The 22,081-nt window shown below is 56.0% G+C and carries 22 protein-coding genes and 3 pseudogenes; 21 read left to right on the top strand and 4 right to left on the bottom strand.

Annotated features, from left to right (window positions below; all coding sequences use genetic code 11):
* Nucleotides 1–6: 6 nt before the first annotated feature.
* Nucleotides 7–2,232 (bottom strand): annotated as a pseudogene (locus KTE_RS00125) (AAA family ATPase); the annotation flags it as partial.
* Between the two features lie 588 nt (nucleotides 2,233–2,820).
* Here KTE_RS00125 and KTE_RS00120 point away from each other — a divergent pair.
* The 6 genes and pseudogenes from KTE_RS00120 to KTE_RS00095 all read left to right on the top strand — a co-directional run.
* Nucleotides 2,821–2,994 (top strand): annotated as a pseudogene (locus KTE_RS00120) (SDR family NAD(P)-dependent oxidoreductase); the annotation flags it as partial.
* A 312-nt stretch (nucleotides 2,995–3,306) separates the two neighbouring features.
* Complete coding sequence (locus KTE_RS00115) at nucleotides 3,307–4,230, top strand: SDR family oxidoreductase (protein WP_201377124.1); 924 nt, start codon at nucleotides 3,307–3,309, stop codon at nucleotides 4,228–4,230.
* Nucleotides 4,231–4,728: 498 nt separating this feature from the next.
* Nucleotides 4,729–5,133, top strand: coding sequence for a RidA family protein (locus KTE_RS00110; protein ID WP_201377123.1), 405 nt, complete (start codon nucleotides 4,729–4,731; stop codon nucleotides 5,131–5,133).
* Between the two features lie 549 nt (nucleotides 5,134–5,682).
* Entirely contained in the window at nucleotides 5,683–6,600 is a 918-nt protein-coding gene (locus tag KTE_RS00105; RefSeq protein WP_236600193.1) for an MFS transporter, read from the top strand.
* A gap of 74 nt (nucleotides 6,601–6,674) precedes the next feature.
* On the top strand, nucleotides 6,675–6,902 hold the full coding sequence (locus tag KTE_RS00100; protein ID WP_201377122.1) for a hypothetical protein: 228 nt from the start codon (nucleotides 6,675–6,677) through the stop codon (nucleotides 6,900–6,902).
* A gap of 117 nt (nucleotides 6,903–7,019) precedes the next feature.
* On the top strand, nucleotides 7,020–7,211 hold the full coding sequence (locus tag KTE_RS00095; RefSeq protein WP_201377121.1) for an NAD(P)/FAD-dependent oxidoreductase: 192 nt from the start codon (nucleotides 7,020–7,022) through the stop codon (nucleotides 7,209–7,211).
* Nucleotides 7,212–7,260: 49 nt separating this feature from the next.
* Here KTE_RS00095 and KTE_RS00090 read toward each other — a convergent pair whose 3' ends face one another.
* Nucleotides 7,261–8,055, bottom strand: coding sequence for a transposase (locus KTE_RS00090; RefSeq protein ID WP_236600192.1), 795 nt, complete (start codon nucleotides 8,053–8,055; stop codon nucleotides 7,261–7,263).
* Between the two features lie 64 nt (nucleotides 8,056–8,119).
* Between KTE_RS00090 and KTE_RS00085 the strand changes: the two genes are divergently transcribed.
* The 5 genes and pseudogenes from KTE_RS00085 to KTE_RS00065 all read left to right on the top strand — a co-directional run bounded on the left by KTE_RS00085 (nucleotide 8,120) and on the right by KTE_RS00065 (nucleotide 10,136).
* The gene (locus KTE_RS00085; protein ID WP_201377119.1) at nucleotides 8,120–8,644 is read left to right on the top strand and encodes an FAD-dependent monooxygenase; all 525 of its coding nucleotides are present in this window, start codon (nucleotides 8,120–8,122) and stop codon (nucleotides 8,642–8,644) included.
* Between the two features lie 234 nt (nucleotides 8,645–8,878).
* Nucleotides 8,879–9,067, top strand: coding sequence for a hypothetical protein (locus tag KTE_RS00080; RefSeq protein WP_201377118.1), 189 nt, complete (start codon nucleotides 8,879–8,881; stop codon nucleotides 9,065–9,067).
* 185 nt (nucleotides 9,068–9,252) lie between these two features.
* A pseudogene (locus KTE_RS00075) lies at nucleotides 9,253–9,534 on the top strand (transposase); the annotation flags it as partial.
* A gap of 205 nt (nucleotides 9,535–9,739) precedes the next feature.
* Nucleotides 9,740–9,886: a hypothetical protein gene (locus KTE_RS00070; protein WP_201377117.1), complete on the top strand. Its 147-nt coding sequence runs from the start codon at nucleotides 9,740–9,742 to the stop codon at nucleotides 9,884–9,886.
* Complete coding sequence (locus KTE_RS00065; RefSeq protein ID WP_201377116.1) at nucleotides 9,879–10,136, top strand: hypothetical protein; 258 nt, start codon at nucleotides 9,879–9,881, stop codon at nucleotides 10,134–10,136. The genes KTE_RS00070 and KTE_RS00065 overlap by 8 nt, the downstream gene beginning before the upstream one ends.
* Nucleotides 10,137–10,204: 68 nt before the next feature.
* On the opposite strand, the gene KTE_RS00060 is transcribed toward KTE_RS00065, so the two are convergent.
* A complete protein-coding gene (locus tag KTE_RS00060) occupies nucleotides 10,205–10,411 on the bottom strand; it encodes a hypothetical protein (protein ID WP_201377115.1) in 207 nt (68 codons plus the stop codon).
* Between the two features lie 17 nt (nucleotides 10,412–10,428).
* Between KTE_RS00060 and KTE_RS00055 the strand changes: the two genes are divergently transcribed.
* The 9 genes from KTE_RS00055 (at nucleotide 10,429) to KTE_RS00015 (ending at nucleotide 18,889) form a co-directional block, all read left to right on the top strand.
* On the top strand, nucleotides 10,429–10,698 hold the full coding sequence (locus KTE_RS00055; protein ID WP_201377114.1) for a hypothetical protein: 270 nt from the start codon (nucleotides 10,429–10,431) through the stop codon (nucleotides 10,696–10,698).
* Between the two features lie 1,296 nt (nucleotides 10,699–11,994).
* On the top strand, nucleotides 11,995–12,618 hold the full coding sequence (locus KTE_RS00050; protein WP_201377113.1) for a hypothetical protein: 624 nt from the start codon (nucleotides 11,995–11,997) through the stop codon (nucleotides 12,616–12,618).
* Nucleotides 12,619–13,156: 538 nt separating this feature from the next.
* Nucleotides 13,157–14,995 (top strand): protelomerase family protein, encoded by a 1,839-nt coding sequence (locus KTE_RS00045; RefSeq protein ID WP_201377112.1) that lies wholly within the window; start codon nucleotides 13,157–13,159, stop codon nucleotides 14,993–14,995.
* Between the two features lie 411 nt (nucleotides 14,996–15,406).
* Nucleotides 15,407–15,733 (top strand): helix-turn-helix domain-containing protein, encoded by a 327-nt coding sequence (locus tag KTE_RS00040; RefSeq protein ID WP_201377111.1) that lies wholly within the window; start codon nucleotides 15,407–15,409, stop codon nucleotides 15,731–15,733.
* Nucleotides 15,734–15,743: 10 nt separating this feature from the next.
* Entirely contained in the window at nucleotides 15,744–16,283 is a 540-nt protein-coding gene (locus KTE_RS00035; protein WP_201377110.1) for a DDE-type integrase/transposase/recombinase, read from the top strand.
* Between the two features lie 84 nt (nucleotides 16,284–16,367).
* Nucleotides 16,368–17,009 (top strand): Mu transposase C-terminal domain-containing protein, encoded by a 642-nt coding sequence (locus KTE_RS00030; RefSeq protein ID WP_201377109.1) that lies wholly within the window; start codon nucleotides 16,368–16,370, stop codon nucleotides 17,007–17,009.
* Nucleotides 16,990–17,907, top strand: a complete 918-nt coding sequence (locus tag KTE_RS00025) for an AAA family ATPase (RefSeq protein WP_201377108.1) — start codon at nucleotides 16,990–16,992, stop codon at nucleotides 17,905–17,907. Before KTE_RS00030 ends, KTE_RS00025 begins: the two co-directional genes overlap by 20 nt.
* Complete coding sequence (locus KTE_RS00020; RefSeq protein WP_201377107.1) at nucleotides 17,907–18,194, top strand: hypothetical protein; 288 nt, start codon at nucleotides 17,907–17,909, stop codon at nucleotides 18,192–18,194. Before KTE_RS00025 ends, KTE_RS00020 begins: the two co-directional genes overlap by 1 nt.
* 203 nt (nucleotides 18,195–18,397) lie before the next feature.
* Nucleotides 18,398–18,889 carry a protelomerase family protein gene (locus tag KTE_RS00015; RefSeq protein WP_255552777.1) on the top strand — a complete coding sequence of 164 codons (492 nt, stop codon included), beginning with the start codon at nucleotides 18,398–18,400 and terminating at the stop codon, nucleotides 18,887–18,889.
* Here KTE_RS00015 and KTE_RS00010 read toward each other — a convergent pair.
* A complete protein-coding gene (locus KTE_RS00010; RefSeq protein ID WP_236600190.1) occupies nucleotides 18,868–19,926 on the bottom strand; it encodes a transposase in 1,059 nt (352 codons plus the stop codon). The two genes, KTE_RS00015 and KTE_RS00010, sit on opposite strands and share 22 nt — an antisense overlap.
* Before the next feature lie 1,648 nt (nucleotides 19,927–21,574).
* Between KTE_RS00010 and KTE_RS00005 the strand changes: the two genes are divergently transcribed.
* The coding region (locus KTE_RS00005) for a hypothetical protein (protein WP_201377105.1) at nucleotides 21,575–22,081 on the top strand (507 nt) is incomplete at its 3' end.

Genomic DNA, 22,081 nt, shown 5'->3' with positions numbered 1-22,081 from the left:
CACCGCCTGTGCCAGCAGAGATAGGGCTTCTCGCTGACGCTGAAGCATGTGATACGCCTGGATCTGCAAGAGCCACATTTCTAACACATGGTTCCACCGCTGCGTGACCGTTGCCCGTTCTACCAGGGGGATGAGCAGGTTCAACGCCTGGTCCGCTTGGGATTCGGCAAGCAGTAAGTGCGCAAAGGCAACATTCTGTCGTTCCCGTGCCAGCGGAGAGTCCAGCGGATCTTCCAGTTTCACCTCTCTCGCCCAGCGTCGTGCCTGCTCCAGATCGCCACCTGCCAGCCAGAAACGCATCTGATCGACGCTGCTCCAGATCGCTGCACGATAGGGGGACGGTGAGTTTCGCCAGGCATATTCCAGCTGCCGAGAGGCTTTTCTGGCCTCCTCCAATCGCCCTTGCGAGAGGGTAATTCGCAACAACAGGGTATAGGCGAGGGGTAAAAATGCCAGAAGTTCGGTCTGTTCGCCGAGCTCGATTGCCTGTTCAGCGAGCTGGTGGGCTTCCTCTAATCGGTTCCACTCATGCAAGATCCTGGCTTGATAGGTATAGGGCCAGCATACCTGCGTTGGCTGGGGCCCCTCAAGAGTTTGGAGTGCGTGAATCGCTTGCTGGCTCAAGTGCCATGCCTGGTGGAGTTTCCCCGCCATCGTGCTTTCCCAGACGGCCTCGCGCCAGTAGATACTCTCGAGTGTTTGATCGCCCTTCGCTTTGATCCGGCTCCATTCAGCCTGCAGTTGCAGGACACCGCGCTCGACATACCCCTGAGAAACGTTCGCCCGCGCCTGGGCAAACGCCATCTGGACTCGTGCGGCCCATTGCTGCTTCTCAAGATGGGTCAGGGCCTCCTGACAAAAAGCTCGCGTTGCTCCCGCATCCCCATGATAGAAACCCGCAATCGTGGCCTGCAAGGCGGCGATTTCCCCCAGAAGATGGAGTGGAGCCTCCGGTCCGTGTGCATCTCGCGCCATGGGTGTCTGTTCTTCCCGGAGATGAGCTCGTGTCCAGGCGCGTCTGGCATCGCGCACCCAGCTTTCGGTGACGTCTGGCGGAGCGATCCAGAACAAGCTCTGGGCAGAGGCCAGGCATAAACGAGGCCGCTCACGCAGGACCTCGCGGGGAAGTTGCTCCATCCAGGAAGGGAGCAACGCGTACTCGAGCTGACTCCAGAGGTCCTGACGGGGAATCTGCTCCATCAGCCACGCGGCCCAGGACCACTCGTGCGCCTGCAGTGCGTGCTGAATCGCTTTGCCGCGCATCTGCTGGGCTGCATACCACTGACTGGCCCGCAGATGCAGGCCAGGCACCTCAGCGGGAGCGGTCTGCTCCAACTGCGCACGCAGGACCGCGGCCCAGAAGGGGTGGTAGGCATACCACTGGTGTTGATTGTCGAGTGGACTGAGAAAGAGATTGGCCCGTTCTATTTCCTCCAGGAAGTGCTGGCTGTCCTGCTGCTCAAGGACAGCATTGCACAGGGAGGTGTGCAAGCAGGATAAGATGGACGTTCGCAGGAGGAAGTTCTGCACCTGCGCTGATTGGCGATGAAGCACCTCCTGCACCAGGTATTCGAAAAGCTCATGCTGCGTTCCCTGGAGCGCTTGCAGCAGGTCGGTAGGGTGTGCCTTCTCCTGCAAGCTAAGCGCTGCCAGCTGCATGCCCGCCCACCAGCCCTGCAGGCGTGCGTCCACTGCCTGGCTGTCTTGCTCGGAAAGCTGAAGATTCATCACCTGGCGCAGAAAGGCGGTCATTTCCTCGCTCGTTGCTCGTAATTGCTCGGTGCGCACTTCCAGAACCTGGGCCTGCGCGCGCAGCCGGGCAAGGGAAAAGGGAGGGTCTGTCCGTGTTGAGAGGACCACACGCAGCGTGGGCGGCAGGTGCTCAAGCAGGAAGGCAAGCTGGGCTTGGATGGTGGGCTCTGTCATCTCCTCATAATTATCCAATACCAGCACCAGGGGTTCGCTTTGCCGGGCCAGGTTATTGACGAGAGCCGTGAGCATAGCTTGCCAGGAGGGTTGTGGCTGTTCGGACAAGGAGGCAACGGGGAGAGGCGAGAGCCCGGGCCGGCACTGTTCCAACGCACTCAACACATACATCCAAAACTGCAGGGGGGTGTTGTCGCCTGCGTCAAGCGACACCCAGGCCACTGGCGGGTGGTCTGGAGGAAACGTGCGAACCCAGCTTGCCAGCAGCGTGGTTTTCCCAAAGCCTGCGGCGGCGGAGATGAGCATGAGGCGTCGGTGGAGGCCGGCATTGAGCAAGGCCAGGAGACGTGGGCGAACAATGATCTCATGGGTGGATACGGGGGGAAGAAACTTGGTCGCAAGTAGAGGATAAGGGGATGAGCGTAGGACCGGCTCTGGCGCGATGTTGTGGGGGGTATGGTTCTCGTGGCCCATACTCGTTCTTCCTTTCTGCTCCCTGTTGTTTGCCTTTTGGCGATGAGCAGATCAACTCCTTGGAACATGCATGCGGTGCCACTGTCCATGAAAGAGCTCTCTGTTCCTCTCACTGTGGCATGACTCTTCTGATTGGCTGCATTCCTGCGCATTCGCTTCAACTGACCAGGAACGTCAAGTTGCGCACTAGAACTTTCGTGCCAGGTCCCGGCGGTCACTGCTCCCAACAATAGCTCTTTCGACCCATGACGTCCTCTCCTCGCTTCCAGTATACTCCGGGCGTCAGAGGTCATCCGCCAGCAGAAACACTGCTGCGACGCGAGGGATGACACCATTAGCCACATCAAAGCAGGACAGATTCTTCACCAGGGAAGGGTCACAAGTCCACTACATTATTGCTATAAGTAAGGAGAGATATTTATGCGTTTGCAGGGGAAAACGGCTCTGGTCACTGGAGCCACTTCAGGGATTGGACAGGCGATTGCTGAAGCATTTGCTCGCGAAGGAGCCCAGGTAGTGATTCCCGGACGCAACGCGCAACGGGGAAGGGCTGTCGTCGAGGCAATCCAGGCTGCTGGTGGGTCAGCAAGGTATTGTCAACTTAAAAATTTCTGTTGATGAGCTTTCACCACTTCAAGGCCATATGAGCTAAGATTCTTCGGCAACCAGGCCAGAAAAAGGGCACGACCCTCACTTTGAAGCTCTTTTTCCGTATATAAGCTCTGCCGTTTTGTTTAAGTTGACAATACCAACGCTTGTCGTCGGGAGAGATGCTGGCTGCATTGCTTGCCGAACCGGCACACGCATGTGTGACGACACAATCAATCATGCTGTATCACCTGACTTGATGTGTGTGGCCACACGACCGAAACCCTAACCTTACGTTTATTAATGGAGGATTTTCCTATGAGAGTTTTTGTTACCGGCGCGACTGGTGTTATCGGCTCCGCCGTCGTCCCCGAACTGATCGAGGCGGGCCATCAGGTCCTCGGCCTGGCGCGCTCAGATGCAGCCGCTGCCTCGCTTGCTGCCGCCGGCGCACAGGTGCATCGTGGTTCCCTCGATGATCTTGACAGCCTGCGCAGCGCAGCGGCGGCATCTGACGGCGTCATCCACCTCGCGTTTATCCACGACTTCGTCGCGGACTACGAGGGGATCTTCTCGGACTACGAGGGCGCTGTGCGCACGGATCTGCACGCCGTCCAGACAATCGGAGCAGCGCTCGAAGGCTCCGGCAAGCCGTTCGTGATCACCTCGGGAACAGTGATGCTCACATTCTTTCTCCCGCAGGGGCGTCTCGGGACGGAAAAGGACGTGGCCGACGCCGGGTCGGTCGCGCCCCGGCTCGCATCGGAGAACGTGGCGCTCGCTCTCTCCCAGCGCGGCGTGCGCTCATCGATCGTGCGACTGTCTCCCTCGGTTCACGACAAAAGAAGAGGCGGCTTCACGGAGATCCTGATCGCTATCGCCCGTGAGAAGGGCGTCTCCGGCTACGTCGGCGATGGTTCTAACCGCTGGCCCACTGTGCACCGGCTCGATGCCGCTCGCCTGTTCCGTCTGGCGCTGGAGAAGGCCCCAGCGGGATCGGTGCTGCACGGAGTCGGGGAAGAGGGCGTGCCGACCCGCACCATCGCCGAGGTGATCGGTCAGCATCTCGATCTCCCGGTGGTCTCCATCTCCCCAGAGGACGCGGGCAAGCACTTTCGCTGGCTCGGACCCTTCTCCTCAATAGACAACCCGACGTCGAGCGCGCTGACCCGCGAGCTGCTGGGGTGGCAGCCAGTACACCCCACGCTGATCCAGGATCTCGAAGATGGACACTTCTTCTAGAACAGGAGGATGCGCATGACTGAGATCCATGACTTGAACGACTAGGATCGTCAGATCATCGAAGAGTTCCGTGCCAACCTGGACAAAAAGTGGCGAACCTCGCACCCGCCCGACTTCCATACCTGTCGAGGGAGGTCCCATCTACGTTTTCGCTGGCAATAGGGGCGCGCTAACCAATCCGGTAGTGTTGCAAAAAAAATTAAGCTCATCAAAATAAGAGTGAGATTTGTGGTAGAAGAAGCCTTTCTTGATAAAAGATGCGCACCTTTTGCATTTTTTACATCGATACGATTTTCGAGTATGCATCATTTTGATGAGCTTACATTTTTTGCAACACTACCATCTGAGCTGCTGGAAAGGAGGAATAGGATCTATTGGACTGATAAGAAGATGACTCGCATACCGATGTTGTTTGAGAGAAGATGTCCTTTGAAAGAAACGTTGAGCTTTCTCGCATGTGCTCTCAAATCGAGATAAAGATAACCAAGGAGACGAAGAATGAAGACAAGCCACAATGTAGGGGTGTCAGCACTGATTGGTGGTCACGGCCCTGATCGCTACAGTGATGGGGTGGAGGTCCCAGGCAATGCTCGCTGGTTGTATGCGTCCGGAACGCCCGGCATCAAGCTTGATGGGACCGTGCCAGAGACGATTGAGGAGCAGGCCGACCAGGCCTGGAAGAATATTCTGGCCATCCTGGAATCTGCTGGCATGGGGGTAGCTGATATCGTGAAGGTCAATCAGTATCTGATTCACGCGGAGGATAAATCGGCCTATATTCAAGTTCGAGGCCGTTACCTGGGTGGGGTTTCTCCAGCACCAGCAGGCATGTTTTCTGTGGTTACCGAATTGATTTACCCGGAAATTCTCGTTGAAGTTGAGGTCATTGCGGCAAAAGCGTAAGAAAGCCAGAGCCAACAGAGAGCCATAAAAAAATACAAGTGTGGAGATGAATGCTGAGGCTGCAGATGTACGTTTTAAAGATGACATCCATTCGATCCACCTCTTGAAAGCAGGGCAGCGTACATGCAGAAAAATCCGTGCATCGACACAAGAGAGCGAAGAAGACAAAAGTCTTCCACGCGAGTGAATGGGCAGTCGTTAGAGTGAAGAGCTCTTCAGCCCAGGAGCCTGGTGTAAAAGCCTTGCCGGAAATAGAGAAACGATGCGTCCAGCTTTTTCAGTTGTTCTCACGCTGAAAAAGCTGGACGCGTTATGAGCAACATGAATAAAACAGGCGTGACAGCAAGGATCACTCCCGTTAATGATAGAATTGAAGTTTCAGGCAATACTCGTTGGATGTCGACGTAAAAAATAGATACGTATATAAGATAGCCATAGCACCCAAAGCAAGCGCAAACCGGCGGGGAAGGGGTAAAAATAAAGGGAGAGGATGAGCATGGTGGCATTGGTGCTCAAACAGAGGCTATGGCGATGAAGGAAAAGATTGGCATGGAAAACAATTTCATAGAAACACAAAGTCATGAGTGGCCTCAGAAAACAGTCCGCTCTCTTTCATGGGCCATCTACGCGCTGATGCTCAGTGCGTTTGCTTTCGGTATGGCCGAGTTTATAATCATCGGTCTGCTCCCAAATGTCGCGCACGATCTGAACGTCTCGATCTCATCGGCGGGCTTCCTGGTCACAGGCTACGCTCTTGGTATTGTCATTGGAGCGCCACTTTTAACCGTCGTCACCGGCAAACTTTCCCGTAAAAGCGTGCTCCTGCTGCTCCTTGCTCTTTTTACGCTCGGAAATGTGCTGGCGGCAATTGCGCCGAATTATCTCACACTCCTGCTTGCTCGTATCATTGCCGCCTTTGCGAATGGAGCCTTCTTCGGCATTGCTACGGTTGTCGCAACCGAAATGGTCGCCCCGGAGAAACGTGCCAGCACCTTTGCAACGATGTTCACTGGTCTGACCCTCGCCAATATCATTGGTGTTCCTCTGGGCACCTTTCTCGGTCAACAGGCTGGCTGGCACTCACCATTCTGGGTGATTGCCGCCTTGAGTCTACTCGCCTTTATGAGCATCACGTTCCTGATTCCACGCACGCAACATACAAGCACCTCTGGCCTGGGTCAGGAATTTCGCATCCTTGGCCGCAAACAGGTCCTGCTGGCACTGCTCATGACAACATTCGGCTATGGAGGAGTTTTCACAATCTTCACCTATATCACCCCTTTTCTTGAGCGCATTACAGGCTTCTCGCCCACAGCTGTCAGCCTGATTCTGGTTCTTTTTGGGGTGGCAAGCATGCTTGGAACCATTATCGGAGGCAAAGCCGCAGACTGGAAGCTGATGCGCTCCCTGCTGGTGAGCCTTGTCTTCCTCCACGTTGCAATCACCCTCCAGAATCATCCTGTTTAGTGATGCCCAATCACCCAGCGGCCCTCTATACTCCTTCTTGAGGCTCAACAAACGGAACAGGGAGGCTGCAAGAGGTGTACTGCCGAATCTATCTGAAAGGGCATCTGGACCCATCCTGGCAAGAATGGCTTGCGGGATTGACCGTTCTCCACCAGGACGCAGGCACCACGCTGCTCACGGGCACACTGCCCGATCAGGCAGCGCTGCACGGGGTCCTGGTCACACTCCGCCGTTTGAATCTCAGCCTTCTTTCCCTGGAAACGCATGACGTCTCCCATGGGGATGAAAGACCAAAAGTATGAGGAGGTCCTATGGACAACACGATTGAAAACGCGATCGAGCCATGAGCCGGCCCTGTTGTTGGATGGCACGGCTCACCCCCGATTCATGTCGTACACAGAGTGGAGGATACACGACGTATGTCAAATCTTCAGAAAAAAGCCATTCTTATTGGTTGTGGCCTCACTGGCCCTGCACTCGCGCTTTTCCTCAAACGAGCGCATTTTGACGTTGAAATCTACGAAGCACGCACACAGCCAGAAGGGTATGGCCTGTCGCTCGCCAGCAACGGATTGAAGGTCCTAGAAGAACTTGGTCTGGCAGAAGCTTGAACCGCATCTGCCTCCTGTTTCTTTCAAACAAGCGAGAAGAGAGCTGTTATTATTCTGATTCATTCATTATCTCTTTAGAAGAGAGAAATAATGCAATGTTCTTGATACAGGAAGAAAAGATGCAGTTGGAAGAAGCAGGCGCTGTCCGCCCTTGTGCAGGGAGGCTTTGGACTGCAGAGGAAGCGACTGAGGACACGCGCTTTGTGCGCTCTTGCAAGGAACGCAAGCGGTGCAGCGCCCGTGCTTGCTGAACCATGTACTCCACAAAGCGGGCAAAGGAGCATGAGCCTCCAGAGAAGCCGCGTAACGGCACCGTTTTGAGCAATGACCCTTCGTGCCAGATGAGCAAGGAACGGCTTGCCACCTCAATTTGCAGTGTCACGCGTTGGCCTGCTCGATGCACGTCCACGTAGTACCCCCGCAGGTCCAGATGCACTTGCCCGTGAGTATCGACTTTGCGCTCCACATGAAACCCCTCAAATTGCTTCAACCAGCCATCGACCTCCACCTGCTTGGGAGGCCGAGGCAAGGGCACGAGGTCCGGAAAGGCCACCAGTGGAGGACGGTTCTCACAGGAACGTGCTTGGTTGGGACGCTCGGCATTGTAATGGTCCCTGAAGGCTTGCGTGGCAGTCCGGGCCTGCTCCAGGGTCGAAGGCCGTTCCACGCTCACACATTCCTGCTGATACGTTCGATGATACCGCTCGACAAACCCATTGTCTTGGGGGTGACGAGGAGGGCACACATGCATCTCAATGCCCAGGCACGCTCCAAAGCGCAAGAGGGCCGAAGGGAAATCACTGCCTTGCGGAGCACCAACCGAGCGTGGATCGCGATCCAGCATGATGCGGCGGGGCACCCCGTAGCGTTCGATCGCTTGTGCGAGGGATGCGAGCAAGGTCTCTGCCGTGAAATCAGTGCGCGGCTCGACGCTGCAAGAGGTCACGACGGAGCGAAAGCAGAAGCTCGTGGGGCTGTTCCCGAATGAAATGCCGATCATTCACCAGATGATCAACGCCACTCAGGAGATGTTCCCCGATTTCCCGACCTATATCATCAAGCAGAAGCCGCGCTGGCATACGAGCAAAGTCTCTCTGATTGGAGATGCCGCCCATGCCGTCTCGTCAAGTTCTGGTCAGGGGGCCTCAATGGCGATGGAGGATGCGCTGATCATGGCGAAATGTCTGCGCGATATCCCGCAGACAGAGGAAGCATTCTCCACCTTTGAGCGGCTGCGAGCGAAGCGTGTGGAGAAAATCCTGGATCTGGGCCTCAAGGGCGATTCAGGGAAATTCTCGAAAGGCGACTTCCAGGTCTGGATGCGTGATGCGATGACGAGTTTCTTCCTGACCTTTTTCGCCAACGAGAAAGGGATGCGCTGGGTCTACGATTATCCGCTGGAATGGGGGACCCCCATAGAAACGGCGAAATAATCCACCTTCTCGCCCTCAATGTGTCACGCGCCATGAACGCCAGCAAGGATATCGCATTCGTATTGAACGCGAGTCCTGGCTCAGCCGATCCCCTCCGGTGGGAGAGAAGAGAGGTGTTGTACCACCTCTCTTCTCTCCCACCGGAGGGGTCTCTTCCATTTCATCGACTCCACCCCGCTGCAGGTGTGCTATCCCAAACGGATCAGCCAGCATTGAGTGTTTGCTGGAGAGGCGGTGCGTGGCAAAAGCTCGATGGGTTGGATCTTTGGGGGATTGATCGCCTTCAACTTGCTGGTGGTCGCATCGGCTCTCGACCGTCGGGCCGGTTCATCCTGCTGCCCTGGTCTCGATCGCCGCTTTCGCCTGCGCGTTGCCGCTCGACGTGGTCGGACTCTTCTTGCTGAAGCTGATCCAAGAAAATGAAGGACGCTGGCATTGATGAGCATCTGCTGCACGCCTTCCAGAAGGCAGCCAGATAAAAACTGACCTGTACTCCTGCTGCCACCAGAGATGAAGAAGGATACGTGCATTTCGTCTGATGCAGCCCGAAGTTACTCAATACCTAATGCGAGCGACGGTGGAACTGGCCGAACTGCTTGGGATTGCCGTGCAAACAGCTCCGCCGGATCTGGGTTGATGGTGGCTATCGCGGCCAGTTGCTTGAATGGGTGATCCTGCATTTTCACTTTGTTCTCCAACCCGTGCTACGTAGCGATGATCAGAAAGGCTTTGTTGTCCTGCCCAGACGCTGGGTCGTCGAACGAACCTTTGCCTGGATTACCCAATGTCGTCGCTTGGGAAAGGATTACGAGACGTTGACAGAAAGCAGCGAAGCTATGATCTACCTTGCTATGACTCGCTTGATGATCCGACGTTTGGCGAGAAAATGACCTTTTCAAACAAGCTCTTAGATCTCGCAGAAATCCGGGTCTTTTTTCGAGGATCGTTTTGTGTGTCGGGCGATTTGCCCAGAATTGTCTGGGCAGACGGTGAGCTTGAAGGCGCATTGTAGCGGCGCGTCAGGCCCAGAGAAGGCAACTGCGAGGGGAAATTGTGGAGAGAGAGGCGCTGGTCAAACGCTACGTGAAGGAGAGCATGAGGGTAGACCGAACCGTGAGGCCGGAAGCAGAGATGGGGAAGGAGACGCAGCGATCGGAAGCTGCAGATCCGCCATTGGTGACCTCGCTTGAGCAAGAGGCGGAGGTGGCTCCCAAACGGCTGCGGAGGTATCGTGATGAGTAAAATGGCGCAGACGAGGGAGGTGATGGGGCTGGCAGAAGCAGCGGTGGCGCAGTTCCGCAGCGGGAGGGAAGAGTCAGACCTCCTGGTCGGGGAGCGTCGGCCAGGAATGACGTTTGTGGAGACGAAGGAGTATCGACGCTTTGTGGAGATGTGCGAGGAATGTCGCCGTTCCCAGCTCATCGGACTGTGTTATGGAGCGGCAGGGGTGGGCAAGACGGAAGCAGGTCGAGCGTATGCGCGGCTTCGATGAGGTTGAGCCGCTCTTGTCCTGGCATGGGGTGGTGCAACCACGTTTGTCAAAAGACGAATCCGCGCCCGTCAGCGGCCTTCTCTCCCCCGACGGCGACGGTGACGGCCCGGCAGATCGAGCGTGACCTGGCGCTGTTGCGCTGGAGTTTGCGGGTGATTGGAGAGGCCGCGCGCTCGGTGCCGAGAGGCCGGTGGAGACGGTGGAGGGCCTGGTGCGTCCGGGGCAGGTGGAACTGCTGATCGTGGATGAGGCAGATCGGCTGAAACCGCAGGCATGAGAGGTGGTGCGCGACGTGTACGACCGGAGCCCGATGGGGGTGATTCTGGTGGGGATGCCAGGGCTAGAGAAACGGCTGGCGCGGTATCCCCAATTGTATTCCCGCGTGGGGTTTGTGCATCAGTATCGGACGCTGGACCGAGCCGAACAGCAAGAGATCATTGCCCAGCAGATGCAGCAGTTTCCCAGCCCAAGCGGTGCCGAGCGTACGATCGAGAAGGAAGCGCTGGCCCAGATCCTGCGGATGACTGGGGGAAACGGATCGCGCAGATGGAGCGGTTGCTGACGCAAATGAAGCGGATTCTTGTGCTGAACCCGGAGGTCGAATTGGTGAGTAAGGAGGTCGTGGAAGTCGCGCGCGAACACCTGGTCTTTGGAAAGGGAATCTGACTTCAGCATAAAATCCCAAAAATCAGGTCCTGGACAGGGGTCAGATCCTTCAAAAGATTCCTCAAAGGTGGCCTGCGCGTCCAGCAACCTCGTCTTTGGGCGGCCTTTTTCCCAGAAACCCTGCCTTTATCTTTTTTGACGCGAAGAGAACTTGCCCAAAGATGGGTTCCCTCAATTTGCTCATAGTGTCATTGCCTCTTGCCTGCGTCATCAGGGACTCACGCCAGTTTTGTATGAGTTTATCCGGCATGGCTTGCGCGCATCTTCGCGGCAGTGTGGCGGAATTGGTCACGGTGTGCTTACGGGAGGGGGGAGCGTGTGCGCGGAGGTGATGACCTTGGAATCGGGTGTACCGGCTGTTGCTGGTACTGCTGCCAACGGTTCACGCGAGGAGGGCGAAAAGCCGTGCGTCGCGCAAAAAGAGCATGGGAGGGGGTGTTCTTGCGCAAGGAGAGGGAAAAGAGGGAAAAAAAGAGAGAGCCCAACTGGTCTCTCAAAAAAGCTGACCTAGTAAGTGTACCTGAAGAGCGGAGAAGAGTCAAGTGCTTCATATAGTCACAGATTCTGGCGCAGCATGGAGGGACGGGGGCACAACCATTTCTGTGTGCTCTGGTGCTTTTGGGGGCAAGGCGCGGATCCGGGGAAAGAGCAAAAGGGATGCTCGACATGATCAGTGTTGGCATGATCAGCCGTGTCTGGTCCGCAACTGACGAGAGAAATCATCTGCTTCTCTCGTCAGTTGCGTGTCTGTTTGCGGGGCTCTCTCTCTGTCCCCTTGGAAAATGGCGCCTGCTTGCTTTGACGCCTGGGGCAGGCATTCACACCATGGACGAATGCCTCTTTTCATCTTTACTGTAGCATGAAATGCCGCGATGTGCAATCCCCGAGAGAAAAGCGCGGAAATGTGTGGAAGAGCTGTTTCTGTATGGGGTTGGGAGTGAGACAGGATGAGTCGATATCCATCCTTTCCTGGTTGATGTCCTGACTGCTGTTGTCTCCAACGTTGGCGAAGCTCTGCACAATTGGTGCACCCCCCCCTGGAAAACTTCGTGGAAAAAGGGGTTGTGCGTTTGCCTCTGGCTCAGGTATGCTTTGTGTGAACGAATGCTGTTCCCCCTCTTCGCGATGGCTCAGGCCTCTCTATTTCTTCTGTGTCCTTGTTGTGTTTTGCTTGTCAAAGGAGGGAACCATCATGCCTACAACCATCGGGGGAGAGGAGCCTCGTCTGGCTCCACGCAGTCTTGTTGTCCGTCGGCGTCCGAGGCCCTCGCCGGCCAAAGCGCCAGCGGTTCAGACGGCGCGCGCCTCTCAGTTGGCCAAAGCGCGAGCGCGGCGTCCCACGACCCCCGAAGAGGTGCCAGAGTTCGTGCGGGAGGCGGCGGCAGAGCCGAAAACGTGGCGAGGAGGGAGCTGGCTCCTGCCCCTTGGGCTAGGCATGTTGTGTGCGTTGCTTCTGGCGCTTGTCGGATCTGTGGCGATGAATTGGAGTGGCACGCTCATTGACACCGTTCGCTATGGCTATCCGCGAACGACGCAGGTAGATCACCTCGTGGGCCATGAGTTGGATCCCCATGTGCCAACCCATTTTACCGCTCTCAATCTCAAGGGGCAGGTGTTGATCTTTGAGGTGCCCGGCGGCGATGGCGCACAGGCTCGTCTTCTGCAAGGGCCTCATCTTGTTGGGACTGGCGCGGATCTGGCCCCGGTTCTGCTGACCTTCTCAGGCGATGCAACGCATCCTGATCTGGTGGTGACGGTCAATGGGTTGCAGGTGCTGTTTCACAACACAGGAACGAGCTATGCGCCAATGCGGTAGAGAAAGGAGGACAATCGGCACCACACCAGCAGGGTCTTGCCCCTCACGGTCATCGTGGAGTGTGGTGCCTTCGAAACGCACGTTTCCAGTTTCCTCTGTCTCCCCATGCCTCAAGGCTGGCACGTATACACAAATATGTGATCTTGAGAAAGAACACGGAAGCGATGCGCTGCAGGTGCCTCGTTTTCCCCCATACGAGAGGTGACACACTTTTGGTGAAAAAGTCGCTTGTCTCGTCAAGCTGAAAGCACATCATTGTGCATCAAGGGGCGTTTTTTTCAACACCTTTCCCTCGCACCATGCTGAGGATCTTCTGCAAACGTTCATATTTGTGTATACGTGTCATGCCTCAAGGCAGGGGTCTTCCGCTCAGTCTCCTACGTCTTCTCGCCGTAGCATCTCCATGCCTCTTTTTCTGCGTTCCGCTCTTGCGGAGGGAGCGTATGTTCCTTCGTTCCTCCTTGACAGTAACGGAGGAACATTTTATACTAAGGAGAGAAGAAGATGATGCCGTGATGGCGAAGAAGGAGGTCGGCAGATGGCGGCGATCTTAGGCTGGGTGCAGCGGCGCTGGAACGAGGTCTTGGAACCAGTGGTGAGCCGTGCAACGGTGGACCAGGAGGCACAGTTGCGCGAGGTGTGGGAACGTGAACTGGACTGGTGGAAGCACGAGCGGGGGCTGGCGGGCGATTCGTTGCGCAAACCGATCACGCAGGTGCGGCACTTGATCAAAGGGCTGCCTGTCACGGAGGAGAATAGCTGGGAGAATCCGCGGACGGGGGAGCCAGAGCATATCGGGCTGCGGGTGTTCAACCTCTCGGAGGGGGAGTGGGTGCAGATGAATGCGCGTACGCAGGGCGTGACGCAGGATCGACTCACGCAGCAGGTGTTACTGAAGGACCCAGATGCGTTGGTCGAGCGGGCCTTGTCGTTATTATTTTCGCCGGAGTGGTCCGACCTGGTCGTGGGCATCGCGGTGTGTACGGGTCGTCGGCTGGCCGAGATCATGAAGACGGGACGCTTCACGGTGAAGGAGGCGTCGACGGTGTGGTTTGAGGGGCAGGTGAAGGGAAGAGGGCGCGAGCCAGAGCGCTATGAGATCCCGACGCTGGTGCGGGCGTTCCTGGTGGTGGAGGCGGCGCAGCGTTTGCGTGGGCTGGTAGACACCATGGGCCTGGAGATCGAGCAGGTGAGCCAGAAGTATGGCAAGGCGGTGAACGAGGCAGTTGAGCGCCGCTATGGCGATCTGGAGGAGCTGGTGCGTGCCACGCGCGAGAAAGTGAGCGTGCATAACTTCCGTGGGATGTATGCTCGCATTGCCTGTTTCTGGTATGCGCCGCCGACGGTGGCCGACATCTCCTACATGGCGCAGATTCAAGGGCATCGGTTTGTGCTGGAGCCGCGCGTGGAAGCTGGGATGGCAGAGGAAGAGGTGGAGAAGATCCGCCTCAACTATGCCAGTCATGCCAATTACGCGGATTATAAGATTGCGGATAAGGATGGCAACATTGACGGGCGCCAGGGCGTGCGGTTAGGGCAGCCCGGTGTGAGCGTGCTTGATGTGTTCCGCAAGGAGTATGACGCGTGGGTGGAGAAGGCGCATCCAGACCAGATTCAGCCCACGCCCATGCTGAAGAAGGGGCGAAAGAAAGCGGCCAAAGAGAACAAGACGGGATACTCGACGTTCAAGCCAACGATCCAGACGCGAGCCTGGGGTGATGATCTGCGGGAAGAGATTGCTCGTCACGTCAAGCGTGAGGTCAAGGATGATGAGCTCTTGCGGCGAGCCTTTGCGGCCTATGAGAAACAGGAGCGCCTGGGGGATCAGATGCAGGGCAGTGTGGTGCGCCAGGAGGGGAAGGTCTCGCTTTCCTTGGAGCAGTTGAATCTGTCGGCGGAGACGACAGCCCTGTTACGGGAAGGGATGGCTCAGACGGGTGCCTCCGATGTGTTGACCTATCTCCTGGCAGCAGGCGAGCGGGAGGCGCGCCAATTGCGCAGTCAGGCGAGACGACATGACAGTGAACGCTATGCTGCTCTGCCCACCTCCAAACTCGCAGGGATGAAGGCACCTGAAGCGGGCAATGAGCGCTATCGTCGTGCGGTGTATACCTTAACGCAATGGAACGAGGCACACCGTCCGTTAGAGCGCTGGTATATTACGACTCTGGCGATCCAGAAACTGGTCGGTGGTCGCAAGGAAGCCATTAACGCCTATCTCGAGACGCATGAGGATGAGATCAAGGCCCATCATGAGCGTCTGGAGATCAAGCCTTCCTTCAACCGAAAGCCTGAACCCATCACGGAGATGATTCATATTGCTGAGGAGCCGGAAGCTTTCCCCTGGGGGCAAGCTCAACCCGTTGGGGAGTCGTGACCTGGTTGGCAAAGAGCGAGAGAAGGAGCAAGCCAGAGGAAATCTGCTCTCTGGCTTGTAAATTTTTATGAAAGATGAAGGATATGTTTGCGAATTCTGTGAAGGGAGTGTATTTCATATAGTCACTAAATGAAATGATGTGAGAGGCTGAGAAGCGGGATGAAGGAGGCCTCGAGCGTAGGGGAAAAACAGGTCGCTTCGTGAAAGAGTGGAGAAAGAAGTGCGTGAAAGAGTGGAGAAATTGATTCCGTTTTTTTGTCTCGTGATGTACATACATTGTTATGAATAGAGTGAAGTATGAAGATAGTGTCACGTGTATTGATTGACAGAGTATGTTTTGCTCGATAGAGTGGGAGAAATGCGAGGGAGAGGTGAGAATGAGGTGAGAATGAGGAGGAGGAAGGAAAGGGGATGGAAGAAGAGCTGTCGGTGAAGTTGGCGGGGTTAACGCCGAGGCAGCGAGAGTGTGCGCTGGAGCGGTATGCGTTGCTGCGACCCTGTCTGGAAGAGGGGATGACGCAGTCGTGGGTGGCCAGAGAGCAGCAGGTGTCCTTGTCGAGGGTGCAGCGCTGGATGCGAGTGTATCGGGAAAAGGGGCTGAGCGGTCTGGCGCCAGGAGGGCGTGCAGATCGAGGGCAGGTGCGAGGTGTGCCGGAGGAGTTGATCGCACTCATTGAGGGACTGGGGCTGGAGAGGATTGAGCGGGAAGTCGGGTGCGATTCACGCGCTGGTGAGTGAGGTGGCAAGGGTGAAAGACTGGCCGCAGCCCAGTTATGGACAAGTGTATCGCATTGTGCGTGGATTGCCGGAGGACGTGAAAACGTTGGCGAGGGAGGGACCAACGGGGTACCGAGAGACGTTTGACGTGCTCTATCGGCGAGAAGCGTCGAGAGCAAATCGGATCTGGCAGGCAGATCATTGTAAGTTGTGCATCTATCTGTGCAAGGGGGATGGTGGGAAGGGAGAGCGAGCCAAGCCGTGGGTGACGGTGATTTTGGATGACTATAGCCGAGCGATCGCCGGGTATCAACTGGGCTGGAAGACGCCAACGAGTTCTCAAACGAGTCTGGCCTTGCGGCAGGCGATTGGGGTGAAGGAAGATCCGCGCTGGCAGATCTGTGGGATCCCGGAGCGATTTTATAGCGATCATGGGGCAGATTTTCGGTCGAAGCATCTGGAGGCGGTGTCGATTGATCTGAAAATGGGATTGGTGTTTTCGCAGGTGGGCAAGCCACGAGGGAGGGGGAAGATCGAACGATTTTTTCGCACGATGGAGGAGATGCTGTGAGCTCGGTTGCCTGGGTACGCGCCAGTGGTGAAAGATCTGAGAGAGCAGGGGGAAATCAATGCGTGTGCGAAGAAGGAAGCGTGTTTGACGCTGGAAGAACTGGAGACGATTCTGCGCAACTGGCTGCTGGAGACCTATCAGAAGCGAGTGCATACGGAGACGCAGATGGCCCCTGAGGAACGTTGGCTCAGAAGTGGAGTGCTGCCCCGACTGCCGGAAAACGAGGAGCAATTGGATCTGTTGTTATTGCACCCGAGGCGCCGGTATAAAGTGCACCAGGAGGGAATTCGATTTGAGGGGGCGTGGTATCAACATGCGCTGCTTGGGGAGTATGTGGGAGATGCGGTGACCATTCGATACGATCCGATGTGTCTGGCCGCGGTGCGTGTATATGTGGCTGACACTGGAGGAAGGGAGCGGTTGCTGTGTGAGGCACAGTGCGTGGAACGAGGAGGAGAGGAGATGACGTACCAGGACCTGGTGGCAGCGCGAACGAAGCGGCGCAAGCGAGTGGGCAAGGTGCTGCGAGAGCGCAAAGAGGTGGTGAAGCGTTATCGTGCGGACGTGCAGTATGCGAAGCATGCGTTAGAACAGGGGAGAAGAGAGGAGGAGCGATCGGAGCAGGTGGGATCCATGAAGGAGGCAGGAGTGACATCATTGCCGCCAGCGACTGAGGGAGGAAGCCGAAGGAGAAGAGGATGGTACGATGAAGAACGAGAAGATTGAGGGGAGAGACGTTGCGGCGGCCCAACCAGTGGCTCATCCGCTGCGGCAAGGAGCAGAGATGAGTCGGTGGGAACCATTTCCGGTGCGTTCGGCGTTTGCGGACACAGTGGAATATCGGCGTTTTGTGCAGGTGTGTGAAGCGGCGAGGCGCTATCGCTCTATCAGCGTCTGCCTGGGAGCCTCAGGGGTAGGAAAGACCAGCGCAGCGCGTCACTATGCGCAGTGGGAGTATTTTGAACCGTTATTGTGGGGGAATGGGGTGGTGGTGTCTCCTGAATTTTCGTCTGACGTGCCCATGCCGCGAACCGCATTTTATACGCCGAGAGCGACAGCGACGCCAAAGAACATTGAGCAGGACCTGGCGATGTTGCTCTGGGGGTTGCAGATGATTGCTGAGGCAGCCGGAAGCGTGGTGCAAGAGACGGTGCCGAGATCTGGACGGGTGCGGGTTGAGGGTGTGGATTTGTTGGTGGTGGATGAGGTGGATCGTTGTTCGCATATCAGCCTGGAGGTGCTGCGCGATCTGTTTGATCGGTATCCGATTGGATTGGTGTTACTGGGTCGGACGGATTATGCCAAGACGTTGCTGAACCAACATCCTGTAGCGTCACGAGTGGGAGTGTTGCATGAGTTTTGTGCAGCGAGCAAAGCGGATGCATCCGTGTTCATTCGAGAGCAAGTGCGAGCATTGGGGCTCTCCATTGAAGAGTCAGCGTTGGATGTCTGTCTGGAGAAAACCCGGGGAAATTTGAGCAAGATCTATTTGATATTGACGCATCTTGACTCTCTGGCCCGTCGTGACGGGCCATTCACGGTAACTCGTGACGATATTGAAGAAGCGCAGGCCCGTTTGTTGACGGAAAAGAATGTGCACGCCCTGCAAGAAAGGAATCGGTAGTGCCTGATGCTGATATTGTTGGCGAATTAACTTCCCTAGCTCAAACAGTGGAGAGATTATCTCCTGTTGCAAGCTCAATTTTTGATTTCGCCAACAATATCATGCTGTGGTGGTATGGAGAGGATGGAGAGATCAAGGTGTTTGTGAGCGATGATTGGATGTGGCTTGGAAGAAGGAGTAAGGAAACCGATGGTGAGCAGGTGGTTAGAAGAACGCTGGGAGGTGTTGTTGCCTGCGCTGGTCCCACTGGGAGTGGGGCAGGAGGAGCAAATCAAGCGCTTGTGTGAAGAGGAATTGGAGGGATGGCGTCAGCGCCCCAGTCTGAGGAAAGCGAACTCGCTGCGGAACCCGTTAACGCAGACGCGCAATCGGATTCGAGAAACGCTGGTGGTGACGCAGGAGAATGGGTGGATGGATCCGAAATCGGGAAGCCGAGAACACCTGGCGCTCAAATATTTGAATGTGCCCGAGGCCGAATGGATGCAGATGAATGGGCGCGCGCGAGCAGGAGCAGCGAGGGAGGGAACCCCTCCTGCTGTCGAAGGCATCGGCCTTGCTGTCCAAAGCGGAAGAACTCCTAGAGATGAAGAGTTGGCCGGAGATCGTGGTTGGCCTTGGCCTGGTCACGGGACGAGGGCTGGTGGAAGTGCTCAAGACGGGACAGTTTCGTGAGGAGTCGGCGTATGCGGTGTGGTTTGCTGGTCCTATGACGATCGCTGAGCAGATGTGCGAGCCGTTTGAAGTGCCCACGTTGGTAGACGCGAGCACCGTCATAGAGGCCCTGCAGCGAGTGCGAGCGTTCTTCGGAAGTCATTTTCGCTGGGTCGACCGTCGTGATATCAGTCGGCAATGTTCTGAGGCGGTCGGGGACGCGATCTATCGACATCTGCTGAGAGTGATGCCGGTGCGTGCGGGTGAGAACGGGTGTGACGACTCCCCACGGCTCAAGCCGGGGGCTTCTCAGGAGGCTTGCACTTCCTGAAGGCTCCGTCCGAGCCAAAGAGCTTTGATGTTTCTGGCAGCATTGTGGTCACGATCCAGATCACAGCCACATTCGCAAGAGTGCCACCTCTCAGAGAGCGTCTTCTTGCGAACCGTCCCACAACCGCTACACACTTGGCTGGTCATACGAGGGTCAACCTTTACCCCCTGTACCGTACCAGCGTTCTCAGCTTTGTACTGACAGAAGGCGATGAATTGACTCCAACCAGCATCCAATATACTTTTATTCAAGCCAGATTTCGCACTGGCCCCATTAGGAAGAGACTTGCCTGTCTCTTCATCTTGTTTGGGCTTTGCCCGTCTGGAGAGATTGGCAGGCGCGATATCCTCAAACACGATGGTTTCATAGGTGTTCACTAGACGCCGTGACCACTGGTGCAAGTAGTCATTGCGCTGATTTCTCACCTTCCTGTGAAGCTTCGCCACACGCTGTACGGCCTTCTTCCGTCTCTTGGACCCTCGTTTCTTTCTCGCAAGGGCCTGCTGTGCTTTGGCAAGCTTCTTCTCTACACGTCGATAGTGTTTGGGGTTTTCAATCACGTCACCAGTGGAGAGGGTTGCTAGCTTGGAAACACCCAGATCAATACCCACTGCCTCATCGGTGTAAGGCGTGCGTGGCATCGCCTCCACTTCACAGGCTAGGCAGGCGTACCAGCAATGTTCCTCCCTCTTGATGGAGCAGGTTTTGATGGTCCCTAGCACCTTGCGATGCAGTTTGATCTTCACATGCCCTATCTTGGACAAGGCTAGACACCCGTTCTCAAGTGAGAAGCCTGCTTGTGGATAGGTGAAGCTATCATAGCGGTTTCTGCTTTGAAACCTGGGGTAGCCCGGTGTCTTGCCTTCCTTCACACGGCGAAAGAAGGCTTTAAATGCTCCCTGCACTCGCTTAAGCGTATCCTGCAAGACTTGAGAGTGGATGCCCTTGTACTCTTCCCTGATCTCCTTGATCGAAGGCGAGTTGGTTGGCTTGTGCGTTGTAGGTAGTGCCTTTGCCCGTGTACTTGTACATCTCACGACGCTCTTGTAAAGCGGCATTGTACAACTCGCAACATCTGGCAAGGGTCCAATCGAGCTTCTCAGATTGCACTTTGGTGGGATAGAGGCGGTATTTAAAGGTTTTCAGGCCCACGCTTCACACCCTCCCATTCAGCAAGTCTTCTCAGTGCGATCTCGATGACAGCACTTTCACTAATTCCTAATTTCTCTGCGAACAACTTACGCAATCGCTTGCCTTCGTCACTCAGACGGATACTCGTTGGTGTTTTGTCTTTCATGTATTACATTGTAGCATATATTGCACTACAAGACAGGGGGATATTTCACCTCCCTATCCGCCCCAAAACAAGGAACGGGCCTTCTATCCCCATGGCTAAAGCCAGGGGTTTTACGGCCCGTTTTGATAAAGATACGCGATGAGACTGCTGAAGAAGCCGACAGATGTACAATGCACGAGAGTCACCAGACCCCACGGCTAAAGCCGGGGGCTTGTATCTCTCCTCACGCCTACCCGTGGATCAGGGAAGGATACGTTAGCCTTCAGGACAAACCTGAACACCACTAGGACGGGTGACAAGCGGTTCAACCAACCGCCACTTCCTGGAGGAAGTCGCCCCACACGGAAAAGGGTACACAGGTTGAGCTAGCGTACAGGGCGTTGGCCCTCATGCCGATCCGTGCATGCTGAACAGTTCGACCGATGCAGGTATCCATGCATCACAAACAGTTTCTCTTGAGTCAGAGGAGTGCCTTTGTGCTGACCTGTTCGCGAACATCTACACATCTCTTCTTAGGCAACACAGGAAAACCGGAAAGGAGAGGGCAGGCCCCGCCACCCATGCGCCTGAAAAGGACTCGGCATTCCTCCCCGCGCATGAATGCGGGGGTCTCCTGCCTCGATTTGATGAGATGTGCTGTGAGGAAGAGGGCACAAAAAAAGAGAGATCAATGTGGATCTCTCAAAAAAGCTGACCTAGAAAGTATACCTGAGTATCGCGAAAAAATCAAGGGGGCGGTGAAACTCTAGAGCCGTCGAATCTCACGCAGCATGGAGAGACGGGGGGCAGAACCATTGCAGTGCTCTCTCCACGCTTTCTCCTTCTTGCCTCGAAAGGCGAAGAGCCAAAGGGATGCTCGACATGATCAGTGATGTGCTGATCAGCCGTGTCTGGTCCGCAACTGACGAGAGAAATCATCTGCTTCTCTCGTCAGTTGCGTGTCTGTTTGCGGGGCTCTCTCTCTGTCCCCGTGAAAAATGGCGCCTGCTTCCTTTGACGCCTGGGGCAGGCATTCACACCATGGACGAATGCCTCTTTTCATCTTTACTGTAGCATGAAATGCCGCGATGTGCAATCCCCGAGAGAAAAGCGCGGAAATGTGTGGAAGAGCTGTTTCTGTATGGGGTTGGGAGTGAGACAGGATGAGTCGATATCCATCCTTTCCTGGTTGCTGTCCTGACTGCTGTTGTCTCCAACGTTGGCGAAGCTCTGCACAATTCGTGCACACCCCCCTGGAAAACTTCGTGGAAAAGTGGGTTGTGCGTTTGCCTCTGGCTCAGGTATGCTTGGTGTGAACGAATGCTGTTCCCCCCTCTTCGCGATTGCTCAGGCCTCTCTATTTCTTCTTCGTCCTTGTTGTGCTTTGCTTCTCAAAGGAGGGAACCAGTATGCCTGCAATCATCGAGGGAGAGGAGCCTCGTCTGGCGCCACGCAGCCTTGTTGTGCGTCGCCGTCCGAGGCCCTCGCCCGCCAAAGCACCAGCGGTTCAGACGGCGCGCGCCTCTCAGTTTGCCAAAGCGCGAGCGCGGCGTCCCACGACACCCGAAGAGGTGCCAGAATTCGTGCGGGAGGCGGCGGCAGAGCCGAAAACGTCGCGAGGAGGGAGCTGGCTCCTGCCCCTTGGGCTAGGCATGTTGTGTGCGTTGCTTCTGGCGCTTGTCGGATCTGTGGCGATGAATGGGAGTGGCACGCTCATTGACAACGTTCGCTATGGCTATCCGCGAACGACGCAGGTCGATCACATCGTGGGCCATGAGTTGGATCCCCATGTGCCAACCCATTTTACGGCTCTCAATCTCAAGGGGCAGGTGTTGATCTTTGAGGTGCCCGGCGGCGATGGCGCACAGGCTCGTCTTCTGCAAGGGCCTCACCTTGTTGGGACTGGCGCGGATGTG

The sequence above is a fragment of the Ktedonobacter sp. SOSP1-85 genome (genome assembly GCF_016587415.1).
In the GTDB taxonomy this organism is placed as follows: domain Bacteria; phylum Chloroflexota; class Ktedonobacteria; order Ktedonobacterales; family Ktedonobacteraceae; genus Ktedonobacter.
This window is presented reverse-complemented; position numbering and strand designations above follow the sequence as displayed.

Bases quoted from the DNA above. Each gene is read 5' to 3' on its own strand.
- KTE_RS00110 (WP_201377123.1), top strand. From the start codon at position 4,729: ATGAAGACAAGCCACAATGTAGGGGTGTCAGCACTGATTGGTGGTCAC.
- KTE_RS00065 (WP_201377116.1), top strand. From the start codon at position 9,879: ATGAGTAAAATGGCGCAGACGAGGGAGGTGATGGGGCTGGCAGAAGCA.
- KTE_RS00015 (WP_255552777.1), top strand. From the start codon at position 18,398: ATGGGCGCGCGCGAGCAGGAGCAGCGAGGGAGGGAACCCCTCCTGCTG.
- KTE_RS00070 (WP_201377117.1), top strand. From the start codon at position 9,740: ATGAGGGTAGACCGAACCGTGAGGCCGGAAGCAGAGATGGGGAAGGAG.
- KTE_RS00040 (WP_201377111.1), top strand. From the start codon at position 15,407: ATGGAAGAAGAGCTGTCGGTGAAGTTGGCGGGGTTAACGCCGAGGCAG.
- KTE_RS00060 (WP_201377115.1), bottom strand. From the start codon at position 10,411: ATGCCTGCGGTTTCAGCCGATCTGCCTCATCCACGATCAGCAGTTCCA.
- KTE_RS00050 (WP_201377113.1), top strand. From the start codon at position 11,995: ATGCCTACAACCATCGGGGGAGAGGAGCCTCGTCTGGCTCCACGCAGT.
- KTE_RS00095 (WP_201377121.1), top strand. From the start codon at position 7,020: ATGTCAAATCTTCAGAAAAAAGCCATTCTTATTGGTTGTGGCCTCACT.
- KTE_RS00045 (WP_201377112.1), top strand. From the start codon at position 13,157: ATGGCGGCGATCTTAGGCTGGGTGCAGCGGCGCTGGAACGAGGTCTTG.
- KTE_RS00090 (WP_236600192.1), bottom strand. From the start codon at position 8,055: ATGCTGGATCGCGATCCACGCTCGGTTGGTGCTCCGCAAGGCAGTGAT.
- KTE_RS00105 (WP_236600193.1), top strand. From the start codon at position 5,683: ATGGAAAACAATTTCATAGAAACACAAAGTCATGAGTGGCCTCAGAAA.
- KTE_RS00115 (WP_201377124.1), top strand. From the start codon at position 3,307: ATGAGAGTTTTTGTTACCGGCGCGACTGGTGTTATCGGCTCCGCCGTC.
- KTE_RS00025 (WP_201377108.1), top strand. From the start codon at position 16,990: ATGAAGAACGAGAAGATTGAGGGGAGAGACGTTGCGGCGGCCCAACCA.